Raw genomic sequence first — 20,262 nt, 5'->3', positions numbered from 1 at the left:
ATGGGTGATCGGCACGACTATGTGGCCCTCGAGTGGGTCAAAGGCGAGATTGCCGAAACGCTGAAGCAGGCCCATCAAGCGATCGAAACCCTGCTTGATGACCCGCAGGCGTTGTACGCCTTGAGCGATTGCCTGGCGTACATCCATCAGGTGCACGGCAGTTTGCAGATGGTCGAGTTCTACGGTGCGGCCCTGCTCGCCGAAGAAATGGAGCAGTTGGCCAGTGCCTTACAGCACAACCGCGTCAGCCATCGTGACGAGGCGCTGCACCTGTTGATGCAAGCCCTCGGGCAACTGCCGATTTACCTCGACCGGGTGCAAGGTGCGCGCCGTGACCTACCCTTGGTGGTGCTGCCGCTGCTCAACGATTTGCGCAGTGCCCGGGGGGACACCCTGCTCTCGGAAACCAGCCTGTTCAGCCCGCAACTGGTGGAACTGCCACCGTTGGACGACGCAGCGCTGGCACTGCTGGAGCCTGCGGATTTCGCCAATGTGCTGCGCAAATTGCGGCAGATGCTGCAAATGGCCTTGGTCGGATTGCTGCGGGAACAGGATGACCACACCCACCTCGACTATATGACGAGGGTTTTTTCACACCTCGAAGGGGTGTGCGCGGGTGCGCCTTTGAGCCCGTTGTGGCAAGTCGCGTCGGCGCTGGTCGAAGGCATGCGCGCTGGCGTAATCGCCAACAGTCCGGCGTTGCGCAGCCTGTTCAAGGAGGCCGACCATGAACTCAAGCGTTTGCTCGAACAAGGCATCCACGCCATCAATCAACCGGCACCGCCGGAGCTGATCAAGAGTTTACTGTTCTACATTGCCAAGGCCGACCATCCCACCGGGCAGATGCTGACCATGAAAGATCGCTACTCACTGGACGACGCGTTGCCCGACAGCGCGATGGTCGATGAAGAACGGGCGCGACTGGCCGGCCCCGACCGCGATGCCATGCGCTCGGTGCTGGCTGCGCTCTGTGAAGAGCTGGTGCGAGTCAAGGAGCGCCTGGACCTGTTCGTGCGCAGCGACCGCCAGCACACCTCGGACCTCGAGAGTCTGTTGGCACCGCTGCGGCAAATCGCCGACACCCTGGCGGTGCTGGGGTTTGGTCAGCCGCGCAAAGTCATCATCGATCAACTGGCGGTGGTGCTGAGCCTGGCTCAGGGCCAACGCGAACCCAACGACGCGATCCTCATGGACGTCGCGGGTGCCTTGCTCTACGTCGAAGCCAATCTGTCCGGCATGATGGGCACGGTAGAGCCTGAGAGTCAGGAAGAAAGTCGCCTGCCGACCACCGATCTGACGCAGATCCACCAGATCGTCATCCGCGAAGCGCGCATCTGTCTGCAGCAGGCCAAGGACATGATCGTCGACTACATCGACGCCGACTGGGATCGCCAGCATTTGCAGGCGTTGCCAGCCTTGCTGACCCAAGTGCGCGGCGCGTTGTCGATGATCCCGTTGAGCCGTGCAGCGAGCCTGATCGAAACCTGCAATCACTTCATCCGCGAGCATTTGCTGGTGGAGCCGGACCAGCCCGACTGGCAGGAACTCGACAGCCTGGCCGACGTGGTGACCAGCATCGAGTATTACCTGGAGCGCCTTGGCGACGATCCTGAAGCACCGGGCGAACAACTGCTTGATGTCGCCGAGAAAAGTTTGGCGTCGCTCGGGTTTTTCCCCAGCGAACAGCAAGTGCCGATGCTCGACGATGTGCTCAGCCCGAGTGAAGCCCGGGTGATGCAGGAGATGCAGGAACTCGATGACCCCGAGATCGTGCAGTCGCTGGCCGATGTGCTGGCCAACCCCGTGTCTTCCGTCAACCCGCCCGCCCTGAACACCCCGGGCAGTCTGTTGCCGCCGCCCGCCGGTGAAGAGCCGGTTGACGATGAGCTGCGCGATGTCTTTCTCGAAGAGACCGATGAAGTTCTGGATATTCTCCAGGAATACTTGCCGCGCTGGGCAGCCAACTCGGATGACAAGTCTGCCTTGAGTGAGGTGCGCCGAGCCTTCCACACGTTGAAAGGCAGTGGCCGGATGGTCCGGGCGCTGGTGCTGGGCGAGCTGGCCTGGGCGGTGGAAAACCTGCTCAACCGTGTGCTGGAGGACAGCATCGCGCCTGGGGCCGCCGTGCAACAACTGCTCACCGAAGCACTGGATTTGCTGCCGGAACTGGTGGCCGAATACGCCGGCAATGCCCAACGTCAGCGCAATGATGTCGATCAGTTGGCCGCGCGTGCGCATGCCCTTGCCAAGGGAGAGGCGCCGGCCAGCGATGAAGATACCCAGGACGTCGCGGCCCTTGACCCGCTGTTGCTGGAGATCTTCCGGAAAGAAGCCGAAACCCATCTGGCCAGCCTCAACCGCTTTCTCGATCAGGCCGCCGAGCATGTGCCGCTTCAGGCCAGCGACGAGTTGCAACGGGCGCTGCACACGCTCAAAGGCAGCGCCTCGATGGCCGGCGTCTTGCCGATTGCCGAGCTGGCGACGGCACTGGATCAACTGGCCCGCGAGTACAAGGCGCACCTGATCGCACTGGACCTGGACGAAGTCGAACTGTTGCTGGAAGCCGAGGGGTTGTTCCGGCTCGGGTTGCGACAGCTCAAGACGGATCCGTTGGCGCAGATACGCGGCGCCGGCCCATTGATCGAACGCACCCAGGCGTTGCTCGCTGAGCGTCTGCAAACCCTGTCGAGCACGCCCAATACCGCGCTGCGAACCAAGCGCGATCCGCAGTTGATCAACAACTTCCTGTCCCAGGGCATGGACATCCTGCTGGACGCCGAAAGCCTGTTGCAGCGCTGGCAGCAGCATCCCGGCGAGCGTCAGGAGCTGACCGCGCTGCTCGACGAGCTGACCACGCTTGGCGAAGGCGCGCACCTTGCCGACCTGCATCCGGTGGACGGGCTCTGCGAAGCTTTGCTCGACCTGTACGGCGCGGTGGAAGAGAGCAGCCTGGCGGTCAGCGAGCGGTTTTTCCATGAGGCGCAACAGGCTCACGAAGCGCTGATCAACATGCTGGATGAATTGGCCGCCGGCCAGGAAATCAACCCGCAACCGGAACGTATCCGGGCCTTGCGCGGTTTGCTGGATGAAAGTCTGGATCCGTTGTCCATGGGCCTGATTCGCAGTGATGGCAGCCGTACCCTGAGCATCCGCGAGCTGGGCAGCGCCACCGCTGAACTAGAGCAAGCGGCGACCCAGGTGGATCTGGATGATGAAATCGTTTCGATCTTCCTCGAAGAAGCGGTGGATATCCTCGAAAGTGCCGGCCAGGCCCTGCAGCGCTGGTTGAGTGATCCGGGCAACGCTTCCCCGCTGTTGTCCTTGCAGCGGGATTTGCACACCCTCAGGGGCGGGGCGCGGATGGCCGCAGTCCAGCCGGTTGGCGATCTCGCCCATGAATTGGAAAGCCTGTACGAAGGTTTGGTGGACCGCCGTTACCACCACAGTGAAACCTTGGCGCAGTTGCTGCTACAAAGCCATGACCGGCTCGCCGTGCTGCTTGATCAGTTGCAGAACCAACAATCGCTGGGGAACCCGGGCGAGCTGATCGAGGCGATTCGCGAGTTTCGTCAGGGCAATGCGAACGCCACCGAATTGGCGGAACCAGCGCCGGTCCAGGATTCACCGGGGCATGATCCCGAGTTGCTGGAGATCTTCCTGGAGGAAGGTTTCGACATCATTGAAAACTCTGGCGCCGCGCTCGTGCGCTGGCAGGCCGAGCCGTCGAGCCGACAAGAAATGGAAACCCTGCTGCGTGACCTGCACACGCTCAAGGGCGGCGCACGCATGGTGGAAATTGCGCCGATTGGCGACCTTGCCCATGAGCTGGAATTTCTTTACGAAAGCCTGTCAGCGGGTGCGCTGCAACCGAGTGCAGCGCTGTTCACGTTGCTGCAAAGCAGTCACGACCGGTTGGCGCAGATGCTCGATGCGACCCGCGCCGGGCAGCCATTGCCGCCTGCTGACCGACTGATCGACGCGATCAAGAACTTCAGCCATCCGGCCGTGCTACAACCGGCCGTTGTAACGCCAGTCGCCAAGCCAGAAACACCGGCATTACAAGCGGAAGCGGGCGCCGACATGGTCAAGGTCTCGGCGGAACTGCTCGACGACCTGGTCAATCTGGCCGGTGAAACTTCAATCTTCCGTGGCCGTATCGAACAACAGGTCAACGATGCGCAGGTCACCCTGAGCGAGATGGAAACCACCATCGAGCGGATGCGCGACCAATTGCGCCGGCTCGATACCGAAACCCAGGGGCGCATTCTCAGCCGCCAGCAAGTCGACGCCGAACGCCTGGGCTACGAAGAGTTCGACCCGCTGGAAATGGACCGCCACTCACAATTGCAGCAACTGTCACGTGCGCTGTTCGAATCGGCCTCTGACTTGCTGGACCTGAAGGAAACCCTCGATCGGCGCAACCAGGACGCGGAAAACCTGCTGCAACAGCAGGGCCGCATCAATACCGAGTTGCAAGAAGGCCTGATGCGCACGCGCATGGTGCCGTTCGAACGCATGCTGCCGCGTTTGAAGCGCATCGTTCGGCAGGTCTCCAGCGAACTGGGCAAGGACGTGGAATTCATTGTCGGCAATGCCGAAGGCGAGATGGACCGCAACGTCCTTGAGCGTATGGCGCCGCCGCTGGAACACATGCTGCGCAACGCCGTGGACCACGGCCTGGAATCGGCCGAGGTGCGAGTTGCGGCCGGCAAACCGGCCAAGGGGCTGATCACCCTCGACTTGTCCCGCGAAGGCGGTGACATGATTTTCGACATCCGCGACGATGGTGCGGGCGTGCCGCTGGACGCGGTGCGACGCAAGGCGATCAAGCGCGGCTTGCTGGCGGCGGACGCCGATATCAGTGATCGCGACGTCTTGCAGTTCATCCTGCAACCGGGGTTTTCCACAGCCGAGAAGATCACCCAGATTTCCGGGCGTGGCGTTGGCATGGACGTGGTCCATGAAGAAGTTCGCCAACTCGGCGGCACCATGGTCATCGACTCGGTGCCAGGGCAGGGCGTGCATTTCCGCATTCGCCTGCCGTTCACCGTGTCGGTCAATCGCGCGCTGATGGTGCAGTGTTCTGAAGATCAATATGCAATCCCGCTGAACACCATCGACGGCATCGTTCGTGTGCTGCCCAACGAACTGGAAGGGCATTTCCGACTCGATCCTCCAAGGTACAACTACGCCGGGCAGGACTATGAGTTGTGCTACCTCGGCGAGTTGCTGAAAACCAGCACCCGTCCGAAACTGCTGGGGCAAAGCCTGCCGTTGCCGGTGTTGCTGGTGCAATGCAACGAGCGGCACATTGCGGTGCAGGTCGACTCCATGGCCGGCACCCGTGAGATCGTGGTGAAAAGCCTCGGCCCGCAGTTCGCGGCGGTGCAGGGCTTGTCCGGCGCGACGATTTTGGGCGATGGCCGAGTGGTGCTTATTCTTGATTTGCTGGCGCCGATCCGCGCCATGCAGGCGCCTGCGCCGCAACAGGCGCAGCCCCAGGACAACGAGATCGAGCATCACAAACCACTGCTGGTCCTAGTGGTCGATGACTCGGTTACCGTGCGCAAAGTCACCAGCCGTTTGCTCGAACGCCACGGCATGAACGTGCTGACCGCCAAGGACGGGGTCGATGCAATGTTGCTGCTCGAAGAGCACATGCCGGACCTGATGCTGCTGGACATCGAGATGCCGCGCATGGACGGCTTCGAAGTCGCGACCCAGGTGCGCGCTGACGAGCGTTTGCAGCACCTGCCGATCATCATGATCACCTCGCGCACCGGCCAGAAACACCGCGACCGCGCGATGGCCATCGGCGTCAACGATTACCTCGGCAAGCCGTACCAGGAATCGGTGCTGCTCGAAAGCATCGCCCTGTGGAGCAAATCCCATGCTTGATGACCATTTTTACCAGCGCACCAACAACCTCACCGGCCTGCTGTTGCCCTTGGCCGACCGCAACCTGATCGTGCCCAACGTCGCGGTGGCGGAGCTGATCGACTATCAGCCGGGGGCGTTCGATCTGGATACGCCGCCCTGGTATCTGGGGTTGGTGAAGTGGCGTGATCGGCAGATTCCGTTGCTCAGTTTTGAATCGGCCTGCGGTAATAAAGTCGTGATCGGTGAGCGCGCGCGGATCGTGATTCTCAATGCGCTGGGCGGGCGGGCAGAGTTGAAGTTCATTGCGTTGCTGGTGCAGGGGATTCCTCGGTCGTACAAGCTCGACAGTCAGTTGAGTTATGTCGATGTGCCGCTGTGCCCGCTGGAACAAGCGGCGGTGCAGGTGGGCGAGCAAGTGGCTAAAGTGCCGGACTTGCTGGCGCTGGAGGAGTTACTGGTGAGTGCCGGGTTGGTCTGATTGACCCTGTGGAGAGGGGGCTTGAGTGGCGAGGGCTTGCTCCCGTTGGGCTGCGCAGCGGCCCCAAAACTTGCAATCCGGTTTTTCCAGACATACCGCAGGGCTTGGTCTTGCGACTGCTGCGCAGTCGAACGGGGGCAAGCCCCCTCGCCACAGGGGTTATGCGCTAGACCTTGGCGCGCAACTGCATCTGCAACACCTCGTAGTGGTCCAACGCCCGTTCCACCAACAACTGAACCCCATCCGCCATTCGGCTGATCGCCAAGGCGACCGAGCGGCGTGAGCCTTCCACATCGTCCGCCAGATCGGCAGTAATCGCGCTGATCGACAGCATGTCTTCAGAGGCGTTGGCCAGCAGGGCTTCGGCGTCGATGTCGGGGCATACCGTGAAGAGCTGGGACTTGTTACGGCGTCTCGATGGTTTGCCGCTGGCAGGAGGGAAGTAATGGGCGAAGGCGCGGTCGGCGGCTTCCTTGAGTTTTTCGGCTTCGAGGGGGGCGTCGGAATCGGTATCGGTTTCCGGGGGATTGGGAGTGACTTTGAACATAGTGAACCTCCAGTAATGGTTTTCAGCTGCTCCATCGGTTCCACGCGAAGGGGTGGCAGCTGTACGCAGGTTGGAACCCGAGGTGGAGAAACCCGGCAGACCCGAAGGTCTCCCGCGCACAGCCGCCATAACGGAGTGCACACATTAAAGGTGCGCAAGCATACGTCATGAGGGGCGCTTTTGCGCCTTCAACACCGCGGGGTTCCACGCCCGGTCGCTGAATTGGCAGCGACCCACAAACGATATAGCTCAACGCAAAACCCCACCAGTCAGCGGCTTCCGGCATTGCTGTAGGCGGCGCCGCCGGACTGTGTAGCCTCACACCCTTCCAGCGAACAAACTTTTAAACACAAAATCCCAATCGACCGGCGAAAGTTGAAAAGTCCCAAAAAGGGACCTATCGTTCCCTTTTTGGGACTCATCGGTTGCCACTGTGAAAAACCTTTCCCTCAGCGAAGCCCTGTTCACGACCACTCAGCAAAAAGTGCTGGGCTTGTTGTTCAGCAAACCCGACCGCAGTTTTTTCGCCAACGAGATCGCCCGCTGGGCTCAAGTGGGTAAAGGCAGCCTCATGCGCGAGCTGGATCGATTGCAGCAGGCCGGCGTGCTGAACCTGAGCCGTCAGGGCAACCAGACCCACTATCAAGCCAATCCGCAATGCCCGATCTATGCCGAACTGTCAGGCATCGTCCGCAAGACTTTTGGTATTGCCGAGCCTTTACGCCAGGCGCTGCAACCCTTTGCCGAGCAGATCACCTGGGCATTTGTGTACGGTTCAATTGCCAAGGACTCGGCAAACGCATCCAGTGACATTGATCTCATGCTGATCGGCGAAAGCCTCCACTACAGTGAAGTGATGGAGCGGCTCATGCCTCTGGAAGAACAACTGGGCCGCGTCCTCAACCCGACGCTCTACACCCCCGACGACTGGACCGCAAAACTGGCGGCTGAAAACAGCTTTGTCGTGCGGGTGGCACAGCAGGAAAAGATCAACCTGATGGGGGGAAACCCTTTGGAGTCCAAGGATGGGCAGCAACGAGAATCTGGAGAACCTGTTACGTAGCGGTGGCCTGAAAGCCGAGCCGCCGGATCGCAAGGAGTGCGAAGGACTGATGCGTTCCGCTGTGGATCGATTGAAAGATGCGCAAACGTCTTCGCTTTCCTTCGCAAGCCGTTTTGACCTGGCTTACCACGTTGCCCATGCCTTGGCTCTGACGGCTCTTCGCTTGTGTGGTTACCGTTCAGACAAGAGATACCTGGTGTTTCAGTGCCTGGTTCATACCGCTGATATTGGCAAAGTGCAGGTTCGGTTATTCGCGCTGTGCCATGAGCGACGAAACCTGGCGGAGTACGAGGGCTACATGGGTGAAGATCCGGCGTTGTTGGCGCAGTTGTTGGAAAGCGCTGAGCAGTTGCTGGTTCGTGGTGTACGCCGATCCAATGTGGGAGCGGGCTTGCTCGCGAAGGCGCCAGTCCAGGCAACAGATATCTCCAACCAACCATTACCCTGACCGTAACGATCCACCGCTCAGCTTGATTGATGCCCCCACCCAACACTCCTAAGGTGACTCCCACGACAGCGAACCCGTGGAGTGGTCATGACAACAACAATATCCCCCGACTCGCGATGGACGCGGCGGCGCAGCGAAAAGCAGCGGCGTCTGGCGTTGGTCAAGCATCTCGTCGACGGTGTGGTTCTGCCCACCGACAAAATAGTCGCGGCGCTGGAAGCACTTATCCTGCCCGGCGACCGCGTGGTGCTGGAGGGCAATAACCAGAAGCAGGCGGATTTCCTTTCCCGCTCACTGGTCAAGGCGGATCCCGCCAAGCTGCATGACCTGCACATGATCATGCCCAGCGTCGGCCGTGCCGAGCATTTGGACCTGTTCGAACGCGGCATCGCACGCAAGCTCGACTTCTCCTTCGCCGGTACCCAAAGCCTGCGCATCAGCCAGTTGCTGGAAGACGGCCTGCTGGAAATCGGCGCGATTCACACCTACATCGAGCTCTATGCGCGGCTGGTGGTCGACCTGATTCCCAACGTCGTGCTTTCTGCCGGTTTCATGGCTGACCGCGCCGGTAACATCTACACCGGGCCGAGCACCGAAGACACTCCCGCACTCATTGAACCGGCTGCGTTCAGCGATGGAATAGTCATCGTTCAGGTCAACCAGTTGGTCGACGATGTCAGCGACTTGCCGCGTGTCGACATCCCCGCGTCCTGGGTCGATTTCGTGGTGGTGGCCGACAAACCGTTTTACATCGAACCGCTGTTCACCCGCGACCCGCGGCACATCAAGCCCGTACACGTGCTGATGGCGATGATGGCGATTCGTGGTATCTACGAAAAACACAACGTGCAGTCCCTGAATCACGGCATCGGTTTCAACACCGCCGCCATCGAGTTGATCCTGCCGACCTACGGTGAATCCCTCGGACTCAAAGGCAAGATCTGCCGCAACTGGACGCTCAATCCCCATCCGACCTTGATCCCTGCGATTGAAAGCGGCTGGGTCGAAAGCGTGCATTGCTTCGGCACCGAACTGGGCATGGAAAACTACATCGCCGCGCGGCCGGACGTGTTCTTCACCGGGCGCGACGGCTCGTTGCGTTCCAACCGGATGTTCTGCCAACTGGCCGGGCAATACGCCGTGGACCTGTTTATCGGCGCGACCTTGCAAGTCGACGGCGATGGCCATTCCTCCACCGTGACCCGTGGACGCCTGGCCGGTTTCGGCGGGGCTCCGAACATGGGCCACGATCCGCGGGGTCGCCGTCACAGCACGCCGGCCTGGCTCGACATGCGTCACGACGATGCGCCTGAAGCCTTGCTTGAACGCGGAAAAAAACTCGTGGTGCAAATGGTCGAAACCTTCCAGGAGGGCGGAAAACCGACCTTCGTCGAAACCCTCGACGCGGTGGAAGTGGCAAAGAAAAGTGGTATGCCGCTGGCGCCGATCATGATTTACGGCGATGACGTCACCCACCTGCTGACCGAAGAAGGCATCGCGTATCTGTACAAGGCGCGTTCGCTGGAAGAACGCCAGGCGATGATTGCCGCCGTCGCCGGGGTGACCGCCATCGGCCTGCGTCACAACCCGAAAGACACCGCGCGCATGCGCCGCGAAGGGTTGATTGCCTTGCCAGAAGACCTCGGCATCCGCCGAACCGACGCCACCCGCGAACTGCTCGCAGCGAAAAGCGTGGCTGATCTGGTCGAGTGGTCCGGTGGCCTTTACAACCCGCCCGCCAAGTTCAGGAGCTGGTAATGCACGCACTTAACCTGCAACCGAAAACCTTGACTCTGGCCGAGCGTTTGGCGGACCTGGCAGTGGATGCGCTGATAGACGAAGCGGACCTGTCGCCGAAACCGGCGCTGGTCGACCGTCGTGGCAACGGCGCGCACACCGATTTGCACCTGGGGCTGATGCACGCCTCGGCGTTGTCACTCTGGCCCGCGTTCAAGGAAATGGCCGAAGCCGCTATCGAATTTGGCGAAATCGGTTTGCCGCTGCGCGAAGCGGTGGGACGGATTGGCCGGGAAGGGGAGCAAGCGATGCTCGCCACCACGGGCGGTGTGAATACCCATCGCGGGGCGATCTGGGCTCTGGGCCTGTTGGTCACTGCTGCGGCGCTTGAGCCGGCCGGTTCCATCAACCTGCGCGCCGCACGCCTGGCGTTACTCGATGACCGTTACGCACCACGACCTCTAAGCCACGGCGCCCAAGTCGCCCAGCGTTACGGCGCCCGCGGTGCCCGTGAAGAAGCACAACTCGGTTTCCCTTCTGTGGTTCAACGGGCATTGCCGCAGCTCAAACACAGCCGCGCCGCCGGCCACGGTGAACAGAACGCCCGGCTCGATGCCTTGCTGGCGATCATGACCCGACTGGCCGATACCTGCGTGCTCTACCGAGCGGGCGAAGAGGGCCTGCAAACCATGCAACTTGGCGCCCAGGCCGTACTCGACGCGGGTGGCAGCGCCAGCCTCGCCGGTCGCCGCCGTTTGCATGAGTTGGATGAACAATTAATCGCGTTGAATGCCTCGCCCGGTGGTGCTGCCGACTTGCTCGCAGCCTGCCTGTTCATCGACCGCATAGAGTCGGCTGACAGCCTTATCCAGGGAGTTTTTTGATGGAAACCTTATCTTTTGAATTCCCCGCCGGGCAGCCGCCACGCGGTCGCACATTGGTGGGCTGTGTCGGCTCGGGCGATCTGGAAGTGCTGATCGAACCGGGTCAGGCCGGCAAGCTGACCATTAATGTGCAGACCTCGGTCAACGGCGCGCAGCAGCGCTGGCAACATCTGTTTGCGCGTATGTTCGACGGTCAGACACCGCCGGCGATGGCGATTGATATCCACGATTTCGGCGCGACACCGGGCGTGGTGCGCTTGCGTCTGGAGCAAGGCTTTGAGGAGATCAGCCATGACTGACAGCGCAGAACTCTCGCAGCCATACCTGCAAAGACGCAGCTTCGTCGAACTCGGTGCTCGGCAACGGGCGAAGGCCTTGCTCGACAGCGGCACGTTCCGCGAGTTGCTCGACCCGTTTCAGCGGGTCATGTCGCCATGGCTGGAGCGCCAGGGCGTGGTGCCGCAAGCCGATGACGGCGTAGTGATCGCCAAGGGCAGCATCGGTGGTTTGCCGGTGGTGATCGCTGCCATCGAAGGTGCATTCCAGGGCGGCAGCCTCGGTGAAGTCGGCGGGGCGAAGATTGCCGGTGCGCTGGAACTGGCCGCTGAAGATAACCGCAACGGAACCCCCACCCGCGCTGTATTGCTGCTGGAAACTGGCGGCGTGCGCTTGCAGGAAGCCAACCTCGGGCTGGCGGCGATCGCCGATATCCATGCAGCAATTGTCGATCTGCGCCAATACCAACCAGTGATTGGTGTGGTGGCCGGCAGTGTCGGCTGCTTTGGCGGGATGTCGATTGCCGCCGGGTTGTGCAGTTATTTGCTGGTGACCCAGGAAGCGCGCCTCGGCCTGAACGGCCCGCAAGTCATCGAACAGGAAGCCGGGCTTGAGGAATACGACTCCCGCGACCGTCCTTTCATCTGGAGCCTGACCGGCGGCGAGCAGCGTTTCGCCAGCGGTTTGGTGGATCGTTATAGCGCCGATGATGTGGCGCAGATTCAGCAGCAGGTGTGCGAATTGCTCAAGCAAGGTTTGCCGGCGCAGCACCGTAGCCAACAGGCCGGGTTGTTCCTGCAACGTTTGGCGCGGCTGGACGCTGAACCGCAAATCGAGCCGTCAGTGGTTCGCGATCTGTATCAAGGAGAGCGCTCATGAGCACTTACTCGCTGAGAGGTTTGAACTGGTTCAACGCCTTGAGTACCGGTGCGAACCCGATTGATGGTTTGCCTGCTTCTTTGAAGGTGGCCGACGGAGTATTGGGCGACCAACCGGTGCGGTTTATTGCAGTGGTTGCCGACCCCGACAACCGTTTCGTCCGCGCTCGCAATGGTGAAGTTGGTTTGCTGGAAGGCTGGGGTTTGGCCAAGGCTGTGGATGAAGTGATCGCCGCTGACGTGGATAAACCTCACAAGCGTGCCTTGATCGCCATCGTCGATGTGCCGAGCCAGGCTTATGGTCGACGTGAAGAAGCCCTCGGCATTCACCAGGCATTGGCCGGAGCGGCAGACAGTTATGCCCGCGCCCGTTTGGCCGGTCATGCGGTGATTGGTTTGCTGGTGGGCAAGGCAATGTCAGGCGCATTTCTGGCCCATGGTTATCAGGCCAATCGACTGATCGCGCTACGTGATCCGGGTGTAATGGTGCATGCGATGGGCAAGGCTTCGGCGGCGCGAGTGACCTTGCGCAGCGTTGAAGAACTTGAAGCACTGGCCGCGAGCGTGCCGCCGATGGCTTATGACATCGACAGCTATGCCAGTCTTGGTTTGTTGTGGGAAACCCTGTCGGTGGAACAGATTGAGCAACCGACGGCAGCAGATCTGGCTCGGGTGGCTGAATGTTTGAATCAAGCAATTGGCGATGTAGCCGTCAGCGGTCGCGATCTGAGCAGCCGCTTGGGTGCGAGCAATCGCGGGGCGTCGAGCAAGGTTCGCCAACTGTTGAGAGCGCAGTGGTGATCACGCTTATGGCCCACGATCTGCTCTGGGGCATGATCCCGGAGCAGTTGCCTGCGGACGCGCCTGTGTGGGTGGTCGACTCGCTCGGCGCGGGGCAGCCTGTGGTGGTTCGGCGTGCGGTGAGCGCGCCGGGTCTGGTCGCGGTCGGCGTGCGTGGGCGCTTGCGTGAACAGCGTTTTGCGACGGTGATGCCGGTCGATGGGGTTCAGCGTCGGGTCAAACCGGAGGATCTTTGTCACGTTTCGACGGATCGGGATTTGCCTGCACTGCGCGCCCTCAATCAACTGCGGCCGATACTCGATGGCTGTGGGTGGGTGTGGGGTGTCAGCGGCAGCGCCGGGTTTGAATTGGCCAGCGGCTTTGTTGCCTTGCACGAGGGCAGTGATCTCGACTTGATTCTGCGCACGCCGCAAGCGCTGGAGCGTTCTCAGGCGCAGGCACTGGTGAATATTCTCGATGCGGCTGTGTGCCCGGTGGACATGCAGTTGCAGACGCCGTTCGGCGCTGTGGCCCTGCGCGAATGGGCCGGTTCTGCACGGCGTGTATTGTTGAAAAATGCCACCGAAGCCTGTCTGGTGATTGATCCGTGGAACCTGCAGGAGCAAGCGGCGTGAGCAGTTTACTGGTGTTCCCCGGCCAGGGCGCGCAGCAGCCGGGCATGCTCCAGTGTTTGCCGCGCGAGACGGTGAACGAGGCGAGTGAAGTGTTGGGTGAAGACGCGTGGTTGCTGGATAGCGCCGAAGCGTTGCGGTCGACACGTGCGGTTCAGCTTTGCCTGTTGATCGCCGGTGTGGCGGCTTCACGCCAATTAGCCATGGCGCCGGATTACGTGGCCGGATTGTCCATCGGCGCTTACCCGGCAGCGGTGGTGGCCGGTGCCTTGAGTTTCAGCGATGCGCTGCATCTGGTCAGCCTGCGCGGCGAGTTGATGCAGCAGGCTTATCCACAGGGCTACGGCATGACCGCGATCATCGGCCTGGAGTTGTCCACAGTGGAAGGCTTGCTGGCGCAGGTCCACAGCATCGACACGCCGGTGTACCTGGCCAATATCAATGCCGATAACCAGATAGTGATTGCGGGCAGTGATGGGGCAATGAAGGCGGTGGCTTTTTTGGCCAAAAACCATGGAGCAGGTCTGGCCAAACGACTGGCGGTCAGTGTGCCGTCGCATAGTCCGCTGCTGGATGCGCCGGCTAAAACCCTGGCCGAAGCCTTTGCCAAGGTACCGCTGAAAACGCCGACCCTGGGTTACCTGAGCGGCAGCCGCGCCCGGCCCATCATAAACGTCGACGCCTTGCGCGACGACCTGGCTTTCAACATGTGCCGCGTTGTTGATTGGCGCGGCACGGTACAAAGCGCTTACGAGCGCGGCGTACGTCTACAGATCGAACTGCCGCCCGGTGCGGTGCTGACCGGGCTGGCGCGCCGGGTGTTCGAGCAGGGCACCGTGATTGCCTTCGACGGTGCGCGGCTCGATACCTTGCAGGCGCTGTTGCGTGAGGAGGGAAGCCGCCAACCCTAGACCCCCGACTCAGGCCTTCGAACAACAAAAACAACATTCGACGATGCATTTTGAGGACTACAACAATGATTATTTACGGTGTGGCGCTGTTGGCGATCTGTACGCTGGCAGGGGTGATCATGGGCGATGCGCTGGGCATGTTGCTGGGCGTTAAATCCAATGTCGGCGGAGTCGGGATCGCGATGATCCTGCTGATTTGCGCGCGGTTGTGGATGCAAAAACGCGGCGGCATGACCAAGGATTGCGAGATGGGCGTCGGCTTCTGGGGCGCCATGTACATTCCAGTGGTGGTGGCGATGGCCGCTCAACAAAACGTGGTGACTGCCTTGCATGGCGGGCCAGTGGCAGTGCTCGCGGCGATCGGTTCGGTGGTGCTCTGTGGCTGCACCATTGCCTTGATCAGCCGGACGCATAAAGGCGAACCCTTGCCCGATGAACCGGCGGACATTAGTCCGGTCGGCACACCTGTAGGAGGTCGTTGATATGTGGGAATCCATCGAGAAAGGCCTGACCACGAACAGTCTGGTCACCGCGTTCGCATTTGTTGGCGTAATCATGTGGGTATCGGTTGTCTTGTCGAAGCGGCTGACATTCGGGAGGATTCACGGCTCGGCGATTGCCATTGTTATCGGGCTGGTCCTGGCGTGGGTTGGCGGAACCATGACCGGCGGGCAAAAAGGCCTTGCGGACCTGACATTGTTCTCGGGCATTGGTTTGATGGGCGGCGCAATGCTGCGCGACTTTGCCATTGTCGCCACTGCATTCGAAGTTCAGGCCACCGAAGCGAAAAAGGCCGGGTTGATTGGTGTGATTGCGCTTTTGCTGGGCACCATTTTGCCGTTCATTGTCGGCGCGAGCATGGCTTGGGCGTTTGGTTATCGTGATGCGATCAGCATGACTACCATCGGCGCGGGAGCGGTGACCTACATCGTCGGGCCAGTGACCGGGGCAGCGATTGGCGCCAGTTCCGATGTGATGGCGTTGTCGATTGCCACCGGGTTGATCAAGGCGATTCTGGTGATGGTCGGCACGCCGATGGCGGCGCGCTGGATGGGCCTGGATAATCCGCGTTCGGCGATGGTGTTTGGCGGGTTGGCCGGTACGGTCAGCGGCGTGACAGCCGGGCTGGCGGCAACGGATCGGCGGTTAGTGCCTTATGGGGCGTTGACGGCGACATTCCACACAGGGCTTGGCTGCTTGCTTGGGCCTTCGTTGTTGTACTTCATTGTTCGCGGGATTGTCGGCTAGGGGCTGATTTCTCTATTGAGTGATCGGCCGCCTTCGCGAGCAAGCCCGCTCCCACAGGGGAACGCAWTCCAATGTGGGAGCGGGCTTGCTCGCGAAGGGGGCGACACGGTTTCAGGCCTGGCGATTGGCGTACATCCGGCACTCTGCCAACAACGCCAACAAGTTCGGATCGCGCTCCTTGGCCTTCAAGAACACCACGCCAATGTGCTGCTGCAACCGATAGCGTTCCTGCAACGGAATCAGCTTCACCCGGTTCTCATACACCGCCGCAATCCGCCCCGGCAGCAACGCATAACCCACCCCTGAGCTGACCATGCTCAGCAGGGTGAAGATGTCGTTGACCTGCATCGCCACTTTCGGCTCGAACCCCGCCTGCTTGAACACCCGATTACCGTCCTGGTGCGTGGCAAAGCCCTGCGTCAGGGTAATAAACGTCTCATCACGCACTTCGGCCAGGTCGACTTCGGTTCGTTGGGCAAACTTTGAGTCCGCTGGCGTGGCGAGAAAAATGTCATCCGAAAACAGCGCAATCTGCTCGCAGTCCGGGTCGTTGACGCTCTCGTCCAGCGACACCAGGATCGCGTCGACTTCCATGTTCTTGAGCTTGTACAAAAGGTCGAAATTCGAACCGAGGATCAAGTCGATGTTGAGTTCGCTGCGGCGGATTTTCAGGCCCATGATCAGCTGCGGCACGGTCTTGACCGTCAGTGAATACAGCGAGCCGAGCTTGAAGCGTTCAGCGGAAAAACCGGCGGCTTCGCGGGTCAGGCGCACGGTTTCGACCACGTCCTGAATCAGCTTCTGCGCCCGTTCTTCGAGTACGTAAGCGCTTTCCAGTGGCGTCAGGTTACGGCCCTCGTGTTTGAACAGCGGGCAGCGCAAGGCGCTTTCCAGGGAGTGGATCGCCCGGTGCACGCTGACGTTGCTGGTCTGCAACTCGGCAGCCGCCCTGGCCAGATTGCCGGTGCGCATGAAGGCCAGGAACACCTCGAGTTTTTTCAGGGTCAATTCTTCATCGATCAGCATGGCCCGGACTCTTATTGGAATGGCTCGATTGTGCACGCATGCGATGTTTTGTAGGAGCTATGTACGAGCTATATAGGAACTGTCGAGTGAAACGAGGCTGCGAATTTTTGATCGCAACCTAGTTCCACTCGACAGTCCCCACAGTTTGCGCGATGTTGCATCAAATTTTGAGGTGAGCACTGCATGTATCACGGGGAACGATTAAACGCCTGGACGCATTTGGTCGGGGCCGTGGCAGCAACGGTCGGGGTGGTTTGGATGTTGGTCATCGCCAGCATGGACGGCAGCCCGTGGAAGATTGTCAGCGTGTCGATTTACGGTTTCACCTTGCTGGTGCTGTACAGCGCTTCGACCGTTTATCACAGCGTGCGTGGGCGCAAGAAAGCGATCATGCAGAAGGTGGATCACTTTTCGATCTACCTGCTGATTGCCGGCAGTTACACGCCGTTCTGCTTGGTGACCCTGCGCGGGCCGTGGGGCTGGACGCTTTTCGGGATTGTCTGGGGGCTGGCGCTGATCGGCATCCTGCAAGAGATCAAGCCGCGCTCGGAAGCACGTATTTTGTCGATCGTGATTTACGCGGTGATGGGCTGGATCGTGCTGGTGGCGGTCAAGCCGTTACTCGCGGCGCTCGGCACTGCGGGGTTTGCGTGGCTGGCGGCGGGCGGGATTTTTTACACCGTGGGGATTATCTTTTTTGCCCTGGATCATCGGCTGCGGCATGCCCACGGGATCTGGCATTTGTTCGTGATTGCCGGGAGCTTGCTGCACTTTGTGGCGATTTTCTTTTATGTCCTTTAGGCTACTGCCCCCCCCACATTAAATAGGGGCCGGAATCAAACGATCCAGTTGTTCTTGGGCGCGACGGCTGAATACCTGCAACAAGTCATTCAAGGTGTGGGGCGGCGGTTCGGTGGCGCGGGTTACCGCGTACAGGGTGATGGGCAGCGGCGGGGTCAACGGGCGGATCGTCGTCGCGGCGGGGGAGGCGCCGAGTGCGGTGAATGGATCGATCACCGCCAGTCCGGCGCCGGATTCCACCATCGCCCGGGCCAGTGAATAGGTCTGCACCGCGATGCGCACCCGAGGCGGCGGCTCCACCGCTTCGAGGTAACTGTCGAGCCGGGCCGCCAACGGGTCGGCGCTGGACAGGCCAATCAAGGGGGCATCGGCCAGGGCCATCAGTGGCAACGGTGTGCCTGCCTCTGCCTCCGACCAGTAACCCGCGGGCGCCAGCGCCACCAACACGCCGGACGCCAGTGCCTGGGCCTTGAGCCCCGGATGATCCGGTCGTTGCAGCGTCAGGGCGACATCCACTTCACGCATCAACAGGTTCTGCACCAGTTCGCGGCTATGGGCGCTGGACAGTTCGCAGGCGATGTCCGGGTAGCGCGAGGTCCACTCGTGAATGGCCGGCGGCAGCAATGACAGGGCCAGCGCCGGGGTGGCGCCAATGCGCAGGCTATGGCCCGGCTCGCGGCGCAAGCTCTGGGCCAGGCGCCGCACACCTTGCAGGCTTTCAGTGACCTTATCGACTTCACGCTCCAGCTCCAGCGCTTCCGGCGTTGCCTGCAATTTGCCGCGCACCCGCAGGAACAACGGAAAACCCAGTTGCTGCTCGGCGTGCTGCAACACCTTGGTCACCGCCGGCTGGGAGACGTGCAGCAATTGTGCGGCCGCACTGATCGACCCGGTCTGGCGAATAGCCTGGAAAATCTCGATATGACGAAGACGCATGGCAAGTCCATAACCTTTGTTTATGGGTTCGGCATCTTTATTCATTGTTCGCCGCCTGTCACCTGGCTCTAACCTCGGCCTCGCCTTCACAACGGTTTTAGGGACGGACATGGTTCAGCGTGTGTRCATCATCGGCGGTGGCGTGATTGGCCTGGCAACGGCGTATGCGCTGGTGCGCGACGGCTTCGAGGTGACGGTGGTCGAGGCCCGGGATTCGCTGGGCAGCGAAACCAGTTTCGCCAACGGTGGCCAGTTGTCCTATCGCTACGTTGCGCCGCTGGCGGATGCCGGCGTGCCGTTGCAGGCGATCGGCTGGATGCTACGCGGCGACTCGCCGTTGAAGCTGCGCCCGCGTCTCGATCCGGCGCAATGGCGCTGGATGGCATCGTTCCTCGCCGCGTGCCGCCGTTCGGTCAACCGTGAGAACGCCGCGCATTTGCTGCGCCTGGCACTGTTCAGCCAGAGCACGCTGAAAACCTGGCGCGAAGACGATGGGCTGAGCGGTTTCCATTGGCGGCGCAACGGCAAGCTGGTGACATTCCGCAACCCCGTCAGCTTCGGGCATGCGCGCAAAGGTCTGGCCGATCCGCAGCAACAGCAGGTGTTGTCCACCGCCGAGTGCGCGCAGCTGGAGCCGGCACTGGCCGATGCTCCTTTTGTCGGCGCGATCTATACGCCGGACGAAGAGGTCGGCGATTGCCATGGCTTTTGTCAGCAACTGGTGGCGCGACTGAAGGCGTCCGGCCGTTGCGAATTTCGCCTGGGCCACGCGGTGACCGGGATTCATCACCGCAACGGCGCGGTCACTGCCATTGAGTTGGGTGCCGAGGTGTTGCCGGTCGAGCAACTCGTGATCGCCGCCGGCCATCGCAGTCCGCTGCTGGCGTTGCCCGGCCTGCGGCTGCCGCTCTATCCCCTGAAGGGTTACAGCCTGACGTTGCCGATCGGTGCCGAACACCAAGCGCCCGAGCTGAGCATCACCGACTACGACCGCAAGATCGTGTATGCGCGCATCGGTGAGCAATTGCGTGTGGCGGCGATGGTCGACATTGTCGGTTTCGACCCGGCCGTCGATCCCGAACGCTTGAGCCTGATCAAGCGCCAGGCCCGCGACACCTTCCCGAATGCCGGCGATTATGATGCCGCCGTGGAGTGGGCGGGTATGCGTCCGGCGACCCCCAGCGGAGTACCACTTTTGGGCGCTACGGCCTACCGCAATCTGTGGCTGAATCTCGGTCATGGTGCGCTTGGTTTTACCCTGGCCTGTGGCAGCGGCCAGTTACTCAGCGAGCTGATCAGTCAGCGCCAGACTTCCATTGACCTGCTGGGTTTCAGCCACCCGGCCGCTTGAATTTCCCTGTCAAAAAGGACCCCGTCATGACCATTGAACGTTTTCACAGTAACCCACGCCTGTCAGGCGCCGTGACCTTCGGCGATCTGGTGTTTCTCTCCGGCCAGGTGCCGGGCGATGCCCTGGATGCTGGCGGTCAGACCCGCGAAGTCCTGGCCAAAATCGACGCGTTGCTGGCCGAGGCCGGTAGCGACAAAGATCATTTGCTGAGCGCGACAATTTATCTGAAGGACATCAATGCCGATTTTGCGGCGATGAATGAAGTCTGGTCAGCCTGGCTGTCACCGGGACACGCGCCGAGCCGCACCACCGTGCAGGCCGATCTGGCGCGCCCGCAAGTGTTGGTGGAAATCACCGTCACTGCGGCCCGCATCTGAACCCACCCG

19 protein-coding genes are annotated in these 20,262 nt (G+C 61.1%); 16 read left to right on the top strand and 3 right to left on the bottom strand.

The features are described 5' to 3' along the window. Complete coding sequence (locus AC1DRJ_RS04770; RefSeq protein WP_477801081.1) at positions 1-5,898, top strand: Hpt domain-containing protein; 5,898 nt, start codon at positions 1-3, stop codon at positions 5,896-5,898. Then, positions 5,891-6,358: a chemotaxis protein CheW gene (locus AC1DRJ_RS04765; RefSeq protein WP_477801080.1), complete on the top strand. Its 468-nt coding sequence runs from the start codon at positions 5,891-5,893 to the stop codon at positions 6,356-6,358. Before AC1DRJ_RS04770 ends, AC1DRJ_RS04765 begins: the two co-directional genes overlap by 8 nt. Positions 6,359-6,524: 166 nt before the next feature. On the opposite strand, the gene AC1DRJ_RS04760 is transcribed toward AC1DRJ_RS04765, so the two are convergent. Next, a complete protein-coding gene (locus AC1DRJ_RS04760; protein ID WP_477801079.1) occupies positions 6,525-6,905 on the bottom strand; it encodes a DUF6124 family protein in 381 nt (126 codons plus the stop codon). Positions 6,906-7,338: 433 nt separating this feature from the next. Here AC1DRJ_RS04760 and AC1DRJ_RS04755 point away from each other — a divergent pair, with 433 nt between their 5' ends. From AC1DRJ_RS04755 to madM, 11 genes are all read left to right on the top strand, one after another. Next, entirely contained in the window at positions 7,339-7,968 is a 630-nt protein-coding gene (locus AC1DRJ_RS04755; RefSeq protein WP_477801078.1) for a nucleotidyltransferase domain-containing protein, read from the top strand. Then, on the top strand, positions 7,931-8,416 hold the full coding sequence (locus AC1DRJ_RS04750; RefSeq protein WP_477801077.1) for a hypothetical protein: 486 nt from the start codon (positions 7,931-7,933) through the stop codon (positions 8,414-8,416). The genes AC1DRJ_RS04755 and AC1DRJ_RS04750 overlap by 38 nt, the downstream gene beginning before the upstream one ends. A gap of 87 nt (positions 8,417-8,503) precedes the next feature. Then, positions 8,504-10,174 carry a malonate decarboxylase subunit alpha gene (gene mdcA, locus AC1DRJ_RS04745; protein ID WP_477801076.1) on the top strand — a complete coding sequence of 557 codons (1,671 nt, stop codon included), beginning with the start codon at positions 8,504-8,506 and terminating at the stop codon, positions 10,172-10,174. After that, positions 10,174-11,037: a triphosphoribosyl-dephospho-CoA synthase gene (locus AC1DRJ_RS04740; RefSeq protein WP_477801075.1), complete on the top strand. Its 864-nt coding sequence runs from the start codon at positions 10,174-10,176 to the stop codon at positions 11,035-11,037. The genes mdcA and AC1DRJ_RS04740 overlap by 1 nt, the downstream gene beginning before the upstream one ends. After that, complete coding sequence (locus AC1DRJ_RS04735) at positions 11,037-11,336, top strand: malonate decarboxylase subunit delta (RefSeq protein ID WP_477789954.1); 300 nt, start codon at positions 11,037-11,039, stop codon at positions 11,334-11,336. Before AC1DRJ_RS04740 ends, AC1DRJ_RS04735 begins: the two co-directional genes overlap by 1 nt. Next, a complete protein-coding gene (locus AC1DRJ_RS04730) occupies positions 11,329-12,192 on the top strand; it encodes a biotin-independent malonate decarboxylase subunit beta (RefSeq protein WP_477801074.1) in 864 nt (287 codons plus the stop codon). The genes AC1DRJ_RS04735 and AC1DRJ_RS04730 overlap by 8 nt, the downstream gene beginning before the upstream one ends. Further along, positions 12,189-12,992: a biotin-independent malonate decarboxylase subunit gamma gene (gene mdcE / locus AC1DRJ_RS04725; protein ID WP_477801073.1), complete on the top strand. Its 804-nt coding sequence runs from the start codon at positions 12,189-12,191 to the stop codon at positions 12,990-12,992. The genes AC1DRJ_RS04730 and mdcE overlap by 4 nt, the downstream gene beginning before the upstream one ends. Then, positions 12,986-13,606, top strand: coding sequence for a malonate decarboxylase holo-ACP synthase (locus AC1DRJ_RS04720; protein WP_477801072.1), 621 nt, complete (start codon positions 12,986-12,988; stop codon positions 13,604-13,606). The genes mdcE and AC1DRJ_RS04720 overlap by 7 nt, the downstream gene beginning before the upstream one ends. Continuing rightward, positions 13,603-14,514 (top strand): malonate decarboxylase subunit epsilon, encoded by a 912-nt coding sequence (gene mdcH / locus AC1DRJ_RS04715; protein WP_477801071.1) that lies wholly within the window; start codon positions 13,603-13,605, stop codon positions 14,512-14,514. Before AC1DRJ_RS04720 ends, mdcH begins: the two co-directional genes overlap by 4 nt. A gap of 65 nt (positions 14,515-14,579) precedes the next feature. Continuing rightward, complete coding sequence (madL, locus tag AC1DRJ_RS04710; protein ID WP_477801070.1) at positions 14,580-14,996, top strand: malonate transporter subunit MadL; 417 nt, start codon at positions 14,580-14,582, stop codon at positions 14,994-14,996. Position 14,997: 1 nt separating this feature from the next. Continuing rightward, positions 14,998-15,762 (top strand): malonate transporter subunit MadM, encoded by a 765-nt coding sequence (gene madM, locus AC1DRJ_RS04705; protein WP_007945463.1) that lies wholly within the window; start codon positions 14,998-15,000, stop codon positions 15,760-15,762. Between the two features lie 111 nt (positions 15,763-15,873). Here the strand turns inward: madM and AC1DRJ_RS04700 are convergent, their stop codons facing one another. Next, positions 15,874-16,788 (bottom strand): LysR family transcriptional regulator, encoded by a 915-nt coding sequence (locus tag AC1DRJ_RS04700; protein ID WP_477801069.1) that lies wholly within the window; start codon positions 16,786-16,788, stop codon positions 15,874-15,876. A 183-nt stretch (positions 16,789-16,971) separates the two neighbouring features. Here AC1DRJ_RS04700 and trhA point away from each other — a divergent pair, with 183 nt between their 5' ends. After that, positions 16,972-17,589, top strand: a complete 618-nt coding sequence (gene trhA / locus AC1DRJ_RS04695) for a PAQR family membrane homeostasis protein TrhA (RefSeq protein WP_477801068.1) — start codon at positions 16,972-16,974, stop codon at positions 17,587-17,589. An 18-nt stretch (positions 17,590-17,607) separates the two neighbouring features. Here the strand turns inward: trhA and AC1DRJ_RS04690 are convergent, their stop codons facing one another. After that, positions 17,608-18,525: a LysR family transcriptional regulator gene (locus tag AC1DRJ_RS04690; RefSeq protein WP_477801067.1), complete on the bottom strand. Its 918-nt coding sequence runs from the start codon at positions 18,523-18,525 to the stop codon at positions 17,608-17,610. 109 nt (positions 18,526-18,634) lie between these two features. Here AC1DRJ_RS04690 and AC1DRJ_RS04685 point away from each other — a divergent pair, with 109 nt between their 5' ends. Together AC1DRJ_RS04685 and AC1DRJ_RS04680 are read left to right on the top strand one after the other, a co-directional pair. Further along, positions 18,635-19,876, top strand: a complete 1,242-nt coding sequence (locus AC1DRJ_RS04685; RefSeq protein WP_477801066.1) for a D-amino acid dehydrogenase — start codon at positions 18,635-18,637, stop codon at positions 19,874-19,876. A gap of 26 nt (positions 19,877-19,902) precedes the next feature. Continuing rightward, a complete protein-coding gene (locus AC1DRJ_RS04680; protein ID WP_477801065.1) occupies positions 19,903-20,253 on the top strand; it encodes a RidA family protein in 351 nt (116 codons plus the stop codon). The last annotated feature ends 9 nt before the right edge of the window (positions 20,254-20,262 follow it).

It is taken from the genome of Pseudomonas sp. P5_B2 (assembly GCF_056400445.1).
This window is presented reverse-complemented; position numbering and strand designations above follow the sequence as displayed.